Origin of the sequence: Microbacterium sp., from assembly GCF_032084865.1 — a bacterium.
Lineage (GTDB): Bacteria > Actinomycetota > Actinomycetes > Actinomycetales > Microbacteriaceae > Microbacterium.
In genome coordinates, this window is record NZ_DAMDLU010000059.1 from 1 (window position 1) to 8,990 (window position 8,990).

Genomic DNA, 8,990 nt, shown 5'->3' on the forward strand with positions numbered 1-8,990 from the left:
GCGGGCCGCCGCGTCGGCTGCACCCGTGCCTGCTCTGTTCTTCTCGACCCACCCGTCGATGTTGCGCTGGGGGGCGACGCTCATGGCCAGGGCGCCCGCGGGGACGTCCTTGCGGACGACAGCACCGGCACCGGTCTTCGCACCGGCTCCCAGCCTAACGGGCGCGACGAGCACGGTGTGCGACCCGGTGTGCACCTCGTCGCCGACCACCGTGCGGTGCTTGTTGACGTCGTCGTAGTTCGCGGTGATCGTGCTGGCACCGAGGTTGACGCCGCGGCCGATGGTGGCATCGCCGACGTACGACAGGTGCGGCACCTTGCTGTTCTCGCCGATCTCGGCGTTCTTCGTCTCGACGTACGCGCCGATCTTGCCGCCCGCGCCGAGCACGGTGCCGGGACGGAGGAACGAGAACGGGCCGACGGTGGCCTTCGCACCGATCACCGCGAGGTTCGCGTCGGTGCGCTTGACCACCGCATCCTCCCCGACCTCGCAGTCCACCAGCGTGGTGTCGGGCCCGACGGTGGCGCCTTCCGCGATGACCGTGGCGCCCAGGATCTGGGTGTTCGGCAGGATCGTCACATCGGGCGACAGCTTGGCGTCGTCGTCGATCCACGTGGTGTCGGGGTCGACGATGGTGACGCCCTCGCGCTGCCAGCGACGCACGATCCGCTGGTTGAGCAGGCGACCGACGAGCGCGAGCTGCGCGCGGTCGTTGACGCCGTACGTCACGGTGACATCGGAGACGACCGATGCCGCCACGCGGTCGCCGTCCCGGCGCAGCAGCCCGGGCACGTCGGTCAGGTACATCTCGCCCTGCGCGTTGTCGAGCCCGATCTCGGGCAGGTAGCGGCGCAGCGTCTCGGAGCGGAATGCGTACATTCCGGCGTTGATCTCGCGAACCGATGCCTCGTCGTCACTGGCATCCTTCTGCTCGACGATACGGTCGACTCCGCCGTCGGCATCGCGGATCACCCGCCCGTATCCGGTCGGGTCGTCGACGACAGCGGTCATCAGCGTCGCCGGAGCGCCCGACGCGCGGTGCTCGTCGAGGAAGGACGCGAGGGTGTCGACGTCGGCGAGCGGGCAGTCGCCGGAGAGCACCAGCACGTCGCCGTCGAAATCGGCGGGCAGGGCGTCGACCGCCACCTGCACGGCACGGCCGGTGCCCGGCACGTCGTCCTGGTCGACGAACACGGCATCGGGGTAGTCGCCGGCGAGAGCGGTGACGACCTGCTCGCGCTCGTGCCTCACCACGACCTCGATGTGCGACGCGCCCAGCGAACGAGCAGTCGTCAGCACGTGACCGACCAGCGGTCGCCCGGCGATCTCGTGCAGCACCTTGGGTCGGCGGGACTTCATGCGGGTGCCCTGGCCCGCGGCGAGCACGATGATGGCGAGATTGTTCTGCGTCATGCTCCGCCGCCAGGATTCGAACCTGAACCTCACAGCTCCAAAGGCTGTCGTGCTGCCGTTACACCACGGCGGACCGCGGCCCTCCGCCTCGCGAGCGGCGACCGCGGGTCAATTCTGCCACGGCCGACCCGGCCCTCCGGTCCGGAGGGTGGCCGCGGGCAGGCGATAATGAGCCTATGCACGAGGCGGATGAGGTCGACAGGATCGTCGGCGCCTGGAACGCCCAGCGCCCCGACCTGGACTTCTCGCCTCTCGAGGTGCTCTCGCGCATGGACCGCCTCTCGCGTCATCTCGACCGGGCACGGCGCGAGGTGTTCCGCCGCAGCGACATCGAGCCGTGGGAGTGGGACGTGCTGTCGGCGCTGCGCCGCGCCGGCGCGCCGTTCCAGCTCTCGCCCAAGCAGCTGCTGCAGCAGACCCTGGTCTCGAGCGGCACGATGACCAACCGCATCGACCGTCTGGTGGGGCGTCGATTCGTGCGTCGCGAGTCGGACCCGCAGGACGGACGCAGCGTGCTGGTCACCCTGACCGACGAGGGACGGGTGCGGGTGGATGCCGCGATCACCCGCCTCGTCGACGCCGAGGCGGTGCTGCTGCAGGCACTGCCCCGCACCGACCGTGAGCGGCTCGCCGGACTGCTGCGCAAGCTCAGCCTGAGTTTCGACTCGTGACCATCCCGGTTCCGGGGCGAGGCCGCTGATGGCCATGCTCTCTCCCCTTCCCGTGCGCGACGGCGTCGGCGCCACGCGGCTGCATCTGCCGCTGACCGGGCCGTGGCCAACGATCGGCGCGTACATGGCCGAGCGCTTCTTCCACCTCGAGCCGGAGCGGCTGCTGTCGCGCTTCGATCGCGGTGAGATCGTCGCCCGCGACGGCTCGTCGCTCACTCGCGAGACTCCGCTGGGCGCGCACGAGTTCGTCTGGTACTACCGCGAGCCGCCGGTCGAGCGCGAGATCCCGTTCGAGATCGACGTGCTGCATCAGGACCGCGATCTGGTCGTGGCCGACAAGCCGCACTTCCTGCCGACGACCCCGGGCGGCAAGTACCTGCAGAACTCCGCCCTGGTGCGGCTGCGCAACCTGCTCGGCATCCCGGAGCTCACCCCGATCCACCGCCTCGATCGGGCGACCGCCGGTCTGCTGATGTTCTCCGTCCGCCCCGAGACCCGCGGCGCGTACCAGCTGCTGTTCGAGCGGCGGCAGGTCGAGAAGGTGTACGAGGCGGTGTCCGCCCGCCCGGCGGGATGGGATGCGGCATCCCCCGCTCTGGCCGGTCTGCCGTTCCCGATCGTGTACCGCAACCACATCGAGAAGCTGCGTGCGAACGTGTGCGTGCGGGTCGACGACGCGCGCGAGCCGAACTCCGAGACGCTCGTCGAGCTGATCGGCTTCGACGAGCGGGTCGTGCACACCCTGCTCCGCCCGCACTCCGGACGCATGCACCAGCTGCGCGTGCATCTGGCGTCGCTCGGGGCCGGCATCCTGAACGACGGCTTCTACCCGGTGCTGCTGCCTGAGGCGCCCGACGACTTCACCCGGCCGCTGCAGCTGCTCGCCCGCGAGCTGCGCTTCGACGATCCGCTCAGCGGGGCGCCCCGCGAGTTCGTCACCCGGCGGACCCTGCAGGACACTCCGCGCGGCTGAAGAGCGCTCAGCCGCGGTCAACCGGATCAGCGGCGCATGATCCGGCGCGCGAGCCAGGTGCCCAGCGTCTGCGCGAAGTGCACGAACACGACGATCAGCAGCACGGCGGCCCACATCACGACCGGCTCGAACTGGCGACGCCCGTAGGTGAGGGCGAAGTTGCCGAGACCGCCGGCGCCGATGTACCCGGCCATCGCCGTCATGTCGATGAGCGCCACGATGACGAAGGTGTAGCCCAGCACGAGCGGTCCCAGTGCCTCCGGGATGACCACGGTGAACAGGGTGCGCCAGGGCCCGGCTCCCATCGCGCGCGCGGCCTCGATGACCCCGGGCGAGACGCCGACCAGGTGCTGCTCGACGATGCGACCGATGGCGAACATCGACGCGACCACGAGGGCCACGATCGCGGCGTTGGTGCCGATGCCGCTTCCCACGACGAAGCGCGAGAACGGGATCAGCACCGTGATGAGAATCACGAACGGGATCGGCCGGAAGAAGTTGATGAACAGATTCAGCACGAACGACACCGCGCGGTTCTGCAGCATGCCGCCCGGCCTGGTGAGGTACAGGCCCATGCCGATCAGGCCACCGAGGATCCCGCCGAAGAGCAGGGTCAGCGACACCATGTACAGAGTCTCGACAGCTGCCTGCCAGAACTCCGGGGCGAGTTCGACGAGACGATCCATCAGCGCTCCTCCTCCCGCTCGATGTCGGTCACCTCGACCTGGCGGCCGATGCGGGCGAGTGCCTCGTCGATGCGCGTCTCGTCGCCGCGGATGGCGAGGGTCAGGTGGCCGAACGCCCGACCGCGGATGTCGTTGATGCCGCCGAACACGAGCTCGAACTCCAGCCCCGCGTCGGCCAGGTCGACGAAGAGCTGCGCCTGGGACGGCCCGCCGTCCCGGAACGAGAACGTCACGAGACGCCCGCTGTGCCGCTCGCGCAGCACGGCCCGCTCGGCCGGAGAGGGGACGCCTTTGACCACCGTCCCCACGAAGCGCTGCGAGGCCGGATGCCGGGGAGCCGAGAAGACCTCGAACACGTCGCCCTGCTCGATCACGCGACCGCGATCCATCACGGCGACCTTCGTCGCGATCGTCTGGATCACGTCCATCTCGTGGGTGATCACCACGATGGTCACCCCCTGCTCCTCGTTGACCCGCTTGAGCAGGGCGAGCACCTCGTGCGTGGTCTCGGGGTCGAGCGCGCTGGTGGCCTCGTCGGCGAGCAGGATCGCGGGGCGGGTCGCGAGCGCACGGGCGATCCCGACGCGCTGCTTCTGACCGCCGGAGAGCTGCTCGGGGTACGAGCGCGCCTTGTCGCTGAGGCCGACGAACGACAGCAGTTCGGTGACGCGCGTGTCGATGTCGGCCTTCGACCAGCCGGCGAGCTTCAGCGGGTACGCGATGTTGGCCCGCACGGTCTTCGCCGAGAACAGGTTGAACTGCTGGAAGATCATGCCGATGCCGGTGCGCACCGCTCGCAGCTCGCGCTCCGAGAGCGAGGTGACCTCGATGTCGTCGACCGTGATCCGCCCCTCGGTGGCGGGCTCCAGGGCGTTGATGAGACGCACGAGGGTGGACTTGCCGGCTCCCGAGTAGCCGATGATGCCGTAGACGTCCCCCTTCTCGATGTGCAGGGTGACGTCGTCGACCGCGGTGACCTGCTCCCCTGCGCGCTGCGGGGACGGGTATCGCTTCGACACGTTCTCGAGCGAGACGATGGGCATGGGTTCACTCCGGTTTCGGGTGGGTGGGGGTGTCGGGCGTCGGCCACCCGGACATGGAGAATCGGGCGACGCACATCGCGCCGCCCGATTCTCTCAGATCCGTGCGGATCAGCTGTTGCCGGCGACGTCCTTCTGCACGGTCTTCAGCGTCTTCGCCAGGTCCTCCTGGGAGAGCTGCACCGTCACGCCGGTTCCGCCGGACGACTCGGCGAGGCCCTTCTGCACGGCAGCGTCGGTCTGGAAGATCTCGATGAGCTTCAGGTAGGTCTCGTTGTCGGCGTCGTCTGCGCGGGAGGCGAAGATGTTCACGTAGGGAGCCGCGGCCGGGTCGGACGCGTCGTCGGTGAACAGCGCGTCGTCGAACTTCAGACCCGCCCCTTCGACGAAATCGTTGTTGATGATGGCCGCCGCGACGTCGGGCAGTGCCTCGGGGGTCAGCGCAGCCTCGAGAGCGGTCACCTTGACCTTGGACTTCGCCTCGTCGACGTCAGAGAGATCGGAGAAGGGAGAGCCGCCGTCCTTGAGCTCGATGAGGCCGGCCGACTGCAGCACGAGCAGTCCACGCGCCTGGTTCGACGCGTCGTCGGGGACGGCGACCGTCTCGCCCTCGGCGATCTCCTTCACGTCGTCGTACTTCGACGAGTACAGGCCGAGCGGATAGGTCTGCGTCGAGCCGATGGCCACGAGATCCTCACCCGCCGCCTCGTTGTACTGGGCGAGGTAGATCACGTGCTGGAACTGGTTGAGGTCGATCTCGCCCTCGGTCAGTGCCGGGTTGGGAAGCTCGTACGACCCGAAGTCGACCAGGTCGATCTCGATGCCCGCGGCCTTCGCCGCCTTCTCGAAAGCGGCCCACTGCGGGTCGCTCTTGCCGACCACGCCGATCTTGACGACGTCTGCGGCGCCCTCGGATCCGGCGTCGGCGGATGCGCAGCCGGTGAGACCGGTGACGAGGGCGACCGCTGCGGCTGCAGCGGTGAGGGTGGTGAAACGGCGGGACATTCTCGAGTTCTTCCTCTCGTGGGGGACTCCGAAAACGTATGCGGGATCGTGCGCCACCTCAGAATCGGCTCGTCACACAGCGTCACGCTGGGCGGTGGCCGCCATCGCGTCGAAGAAGTCGGCGACGGTGCGGCGCTGCTCGCGGCTGAGCTCGGCGATGACGTCGAAGCGGCGGGCGTGCTCGCGACCGACCGTCGCGCGCGCGGCATGGCGGGTCTCCTCGGTCACCTCGATGACCAGGCTGCGGCGGTCGTCCGGGTGGGCGCGCCGCACGACGTGACCGCCGCGCTCGAGGCGGTCGAGCAGCTTGGTCGTGGAGGCGGTGGAGATGCCGAGCTGGCCGGCCATCGCGCTGGGTGTCATCGGGAGCCTCTGGTTTCCCGCGGCGATGAGCATGCGCAGTGCCCGCATGTCGCTCTCGCTCAGGCGCATGTACCGCTGCGACGCCTCACTGTGCTCACGCTCGGCCTCGCGCCAGCGTCGCATGGCCTCGAGCACCTCGAGCACGCTCTCCAGCTCCCCCGGCGCGAGGTCGCCGGTGCGCACGAGCTCCTGTTCCGGATCGTTCAGGCGCGGGTCGTGCATGACCGGACCCGGCGCACCGGACGAGATGATCTTGGGCATGCGGTTGATTTTACGTCAGATGTGGATATATCCCGAGTTGAAAGCTAGCCTGTCTAGCGAATACACAGGAGGCCGAAGTGACCCACTCCCCCGAGCGCGTGATCCTTCTCGACGACGACGGAAACCCGAGCGGTGTCGCCCCGAAGGACGAGGTGCACCACCACGAGACCCCCTTGCACCTCGCCTTCTCGTGCCACGTGCGCGACGACGAGGGCCGGCTGCTGCTGACCCGGCGGGCGCTGACCAAGCGCGCCTGGCCCGGCACCTGGACGAATGCGTTCTGCGGTCACCCCGCGCCGTTCGAGGCGATTCCGGATGCCGTGCACCGCCGAGCGCAGGACGAGCTCGGTCTCGAGATCGCGGATCTGCAGCTCGAGCTGCCGGACTTCCGATACCGGGCCGTGGATGCCTCGGGTGTGGTGGAGAACGAGATCTGCCCTGTCTACACCGCCCGCGCGGTGGGCGAGCCGACCCTCAATCCGGACGAGGCGATGGATGCCCGCTGGGTCAGCCCGGAGGATCTCGCCGCCGCGCTCACCGCGGCACCGTGGGCGTTCAGCCCCTGGCTCGTGCTGCAGGCGCAGCAGCTCTCGGCGCCCGCCGGGTCGATACACGCCACCGCATGGCGGAGGGTCGCATGAGGCTGGAGACAGCGGTCGACCCGCGCCTGGACGAGATCATCGATCGGTTCTTCACCGACCGGATCGACCGAGCGGATGCGATGGGCGGCCGCTACGGCGATCTGTGGCGCAGGGCGGCGGACGCCACCCAGGGCGGGAAGCGTCTGCGGCCCCGGCTGCTGCTGCTCGCGCACGAGAGCCTGGGCGGTGTCGAGGAGCACTCGGCGCTGTGCGCGGCGGCGGCATTCGAGGTGCTGCACACCGCACTTCTCATGCACGACGACGTGCTCGACCGCGATCTGGTGCGCCGCGGCAAGCCGAACCTCGCCGGCCGATTCGCCGCCGCCGCGCTCGATGACGGGCACGCTCCGCACACCGCCACGGCGTGGGGTGAGGCGTCGGCTCTGCTCGCCGGCGACCTGCTGATCAGCGGCACGCACGTGCTCGTCGCAGAGGTCGGGCATCCGGTCGCCGCGACCCTGCACCGCGTGATCGATGACGCGCTGATCCTGACCGCCGCGGGAGAGCACGCCGACGTCGGCTACGCGAAGGGTGTCATGCACGCCGAGCAGGAGGACATCCTGCGGATGATCGAGCAGAAGACCGCCGCGTACTCGTTCGCCGCACCGCTGCGGGTGGGGGCGCTGCTCGCCGGCGCCACCGACCAGGTCGTGGAGGCGCTGGAGTGGATCGGATCGCGACTGGGGCTGCTCTACCAGCTGCGCGACGACGCCCTGGGGGTGTTCGGCGCCGAGAGCAGCACCGGCAAGAGCGTCATCGGCGACCTGCGTGAGGGCAAGCGCACGCTGCTCGTCGCGTTCGCCGAGGGCACCCCGGAGTGGGAGGCCGTGCGTCCCCTGTTCGGGCGCGCCCCGCTCGAGACGTCCGACGCCGACCGGCTGCGCGGCGCGCTGGTGGACTGCGGGGCGGTCGAGCGGATGCAGCGGGTCATCGACGGGGTGCTGCACGACGTGCTGCACGCGATCGCCATCGCTCCCCTGCCCACCGGGCTGCGCACCGAACTCGCGCAGATCGCCGAACGCTGCGCGGAGCGGCAGTCGTGAGGGCCGAGCGCGCGCTCGACCTGTACACCCGCACGGCGCATGCGGCTTCGGCGCACGTGATCAGCGGATACTCGACGTCGTTCGGCTACGCGAGCCGGCTGCTGCCACGCGACGTGCGCGGCGGGATCGCCGATGTCTACGCCCTCGTTCGCGTCGCGGACGAGATCGTGGACGGCCCGGCGTCGGAGGCGGGGCTGGGGCAGACCGAGGTGCTGGCCATCCTCGACGCGCTCGAGCAGGACACCCTGCGCGCGATCGACTGCGGGTTCAGCGCGAACCTCGTGGTGCACGCCTTCGCCGCCACGGCGCGGCGCACCGGAATCGACGCCGAGCTCGTGCAGCCGTTCTTCGAATCGATGCGGATGGATGCCACCGCGCACCCGCGCTTCGATCTCGAGCAGTACCGCCGCTACATCCACGGCTCCGCCGAGGTGGTGGGCTCGATGTGCCTGCGGGTGTTCGCTCTCGAGCATCCGGGATTCACGCTCGACGACCAGCTCGAAGAGGGCGCGCGTCGTCTGGGCGCGGCGTTCCAGAAGGTGAACTTCCTGCGCGATCTGGCGGATGACGCCGGGCGGCTGGGCCGCTCGTACATCCCTGGCCTCGACCCGCAGACCTTCACCGACCACGAGAAGGAGGTGGTGGTCGACGAGATCGCCGAGGACCTCGCCGTCGCACGCGAGGCGATCGCGCGGCTGCCGCGCGGCTCCCGCCGGGCGACGACGGCCGCCGCGGCGCTCTTCAGCCGGCTCAACGAACAGCTGCGCGCGACCCCGGCCGTCGAGCTGCGATCCACCCGGGTCTCGGTGCCGCTCGGACGCAAGCTGCGCATCCTGGCGAGCGCCGCAGCAGGAAGGAAGACCGCATGAGGCGCACCGTCGTCATCGGCGGGGG

At 69.8% G+C, this 8,990-nt stretch carries 10 protein-coding genes and 1 tRNA gene; 5 read left to right on the plus strand and 6 right to left on the minus strand.

The features are described 5' to 3' along the window. Positions 1-1,413: bifunctional UDP-N-acetylglucosamine diphosphorylase/glucosamine-1-phosphate N-acetyltransferase GlmU (gene glmU / locus RT309_RS07905; protein WP_313356309.1), on the minus strand; the 1,413-nt coding region annotated here is incomplete at its 3' end. A gap of 1 nt (position 1,414) precedes the next feature. Then, positions 1,415-1,486, minus strand: a tRNA-Gln gene (locus tag RT309_RS07910). Positions 1,487-1,589: 103 nt separating this feature from the next. Between RT309_RS07910 and RT309_RS07915 the strand changes: the two genes are divergently transcribed. Continuing rightward, entirely contained in the window at positions 1,590-2,084 is a 495-nt protein-coding gene (locus RT309_RS07915) for a MarR family transcriptional regulator (protein ID WP_313356310.1), read from the plus strand. Positions 2,085-2,118: 34 nt separating this feature from the next. Beyond that, the gene (locus RT309_RS07920; RefSeq protein ID WP_313356311.1) at positions 2,119-3,057 is read left to right on the plus strand and encodes a pseudouridine synthase; all 939 of its coding nucleotides are present in this window, start codon (positions 2,119-2,121) and stop codon (positions 3,055-3,057) included. A 26-nt stretch (positions 3,058-3,083) separates the two neighbouring features. Here RT309_RS07920 and RT309_RS07925 read toward each other — a convergent pair whose 3' ends face one another. The 4 genes from RT309_RS07925 to RT309_RS07940 form a co-directional block, all read right to left on the minus strand. After that, the gene (locus tag RT309_RS07925) at positions 3,084-3,743 is read right to left on the minus strand and encodes a methionine ABC transporter permease (RefSeq protein WP_313356312.1); all 660 of its coding nucleotides are present in this window, start codon (positions 3,741-3,743) and stop codon (positions 3,084-3,086) included. Next, positions 3,743-4,786: an ATP-binding cassette domain-containing protein gene (locus RT309_RS07930; RefSeq protein WP_313356313.1), complete on the minus strand. Its 1,044-nt coding sequence runs from the start codon at positions 4,784-4,786 to the stop codon at positions 3,743-3,745. The genes RT309_RS07925 and RT309_RS07930 overlap by 1 nt, the downstream gene beginning before the upstream one ends. 108 nt (positions 4,787-4,894) lie before the next feature. Next, on the minus strand, positions 4,895-5,788 hold the full coding sequence (locus RT309_RS07935; RefSeq protein ID WP_313356314.1) for a MetQ/NlpA family ABC transporter substrate-binding protein: 894 nt from the start codon (positions 5,786-5,788) through the stop codon (positions 4,895-4,897). Between the two features lie 72 nt (positions 5,789-5,860). After that, positions 5,861-6,412: a MarR family transcriptional regulator gene (locus RT309_RS07940; protein WP_313356315.1), complete on the minus strand. Its 552-nt coding sequence runs from the start codon at positions 6,410-6,412 to the stop codon at positions 5,861-5,863. 77 nt (positions 6,413-6,489) lie between these two features. Between RT309_RS07940 and idi the strand changes: the two genes are divergently transcribed. From idi to RT309_RS07955, 3 genes are read left to right on the plus strand one after another with little or no spacing between them, the layout of a single operon-like run. Beyond that, complete coding sequence (idi, locus tag RT309_RS07945) at positions 6,490-7,053, plus strand: isopentenyl-diphosphate Delta-isomerase (protein WP_313356316.1); 564 nt, start codon at positions 6,490-6,492, stop codon at positions 7,051-7,053. Further along, on the plus strand, positions 7,050-8,096 hold the full coding sequence (locus RT309_RS07950; protein WP_313356317.1) for a polyprenyl synthetase family protein: 1,047 nt from the start codon (positions 7,050-7,052) through the stop codon (positions 8,094-8,096). Before idi ends, RT309_RS07950 begins: the two co-directional genes overlap by 4 nt. Next, entirely contained in the window at positions 8,093-8,965 is an 873-nt protein-coding gene (locus tag RT309_RS07955) for a phytoene/squalene synthase family protein (RefSeq protein WP_313356318.1), read from the plus strand. The genes RT309_RS07950 and RT309_RS07955 overlap by 4 nt, the downstream gene beginning before the upstream one ends. The last annotated feature ends 25 nt before the right edge of the window (positions 8,966-8,990 follow it).